Annotated in this window: 1 pseudogene; it reads left to right on the top strand. The window is 42.1% G+C overall.

Going from position 1 to position 1,450, the window contains the following annotated elements:
• Positions 1-410: 410 nt before the first annotated feature.
• Positions 411-1,450: pseudogene (locus AB5935_RS26030) on the top strand (ABC transporter permease); the annotation flags it as partial.

Below are 1,450 nucleotides of genomic sequence, written 5' to 3'. Positions count from 1 at the left end.
ATGTATACCTGTATGGATTTCTGCATTTTCCTTGCAATAGCGGCATATTCCCGATGATATTCGCCACACTGTGTCTCGTACTAGCATCTCAATGTTGTGGTATTGTTATGATAGGAACTCTGCCGACTCTACGACTCGGATTAAGTTTTGCTTCCCTGTGGGGAGTCATATCGTTCTCCATTTCCGGTTTTTCATTCCCGGTCATGGCTATGCATCCTGTTCTACAGGCTTTGAGTAATCTATTCCCGTTGCGGCATTATTTCCTGATTTACGTCGATCAAGCACTCAACGGATATAGTATGGCTTACTCATGGACCAACTATATGGCACTATTAATATTTATGATGCTCCCCTTCTTTGTGGTTCATCGCCTGAAGGAAGCATTGGTTTACTATAAATTTATACGCTCAATGAAAGATATAAAATTAAAAGTCAAGATAGCCCAAGGCATCAATGACCTGTTTTATATCTGGAAGCGGGAGTTTCAAACAACTTTCCGCGACCAGGGGGTGCTGATATTTTTCATACTCGTCCCATTAGGTTATCCGTTGTTGTATAGTTTCATTTATGACAACGAAGTAGTGCGTGAAGTTCCTGCCGTTGTTGTAGACGATTCACATTCATCTCTTAGTCGTGAATATCTCCGTAAGGTAGATGCCACACCCGATATTCAAATCGTCTCTTACTGTGCTGATATGGAAGAAGCCAAACAAACGCTAAAGAACCGGCGTGCGTATGGTATCATTTATATCCCTTCGGATTTCAGCGACAATATTGCCAAAGGAAAACAGACACAAGTCAGTATCTATTGCGACATGAGCGGATTGTTATACTATAAATCGATGCTTCTTGCCAACACTGCCGTTTCTCTGGATATGAACAGGGATATCAAAATTGCACGTAGCGGAAACACGACCGACCGTCAGGATGAAATCACTGCTTATCCGATAGAATATGAAGAAATCTCCATCTTCAACCCCACGGCCGGGTTTGCCGCTTTCCTGATTCCTGCTGTATTGGTATTGATTATCCAACAGACATTATTGCTCGGCATCGGTCTCGCTGCAGGAACTGCTCGTGAGAACAACAGATTTAAGGATCTTGTACCTATTAATCGTCACTATAACGGGACGTTACGAATTGTATTAGGAAAAGGATTGAGTTATTTCCTAGTTTATATATTGGTAGCTTTCTACGTACTTTATGTCGTTCCAAGATTGTTTAGCCTCAACCAAATTGGGCAACCCAGTTCATTAATATTATTCGTTGTCCCCTATCTTGCGGCTTGTATCTTCTTTGCGATGACAGCTTCTATTGCCATTCGCAATCGGGAAACGTGTATGCTGATTTTGTATTCACATCAGTCCCCCTGTTATTTATTTCAGGAATTTCCTGGCCGGGAGCAGCTATTCCTCCGTTTTGGAAGTATGTATCCTACATCTTCCCCTCA

Origin of the sequence: Phocaeicola sp. RTP21198st1_B8_RTP21198_201120 (assembly GCF_040929485.1) — a bacterium.
GTDB classification, from domain to species: Bacteria; Bacteroidota; Bacteroidia; order Bacteroidales; family Bacteroidaceae; genus Phocaeicola; species Phocaeicola dorei.
This window is presented reverse-complemented; position numbering and strand designations above follow the sequence as displayed.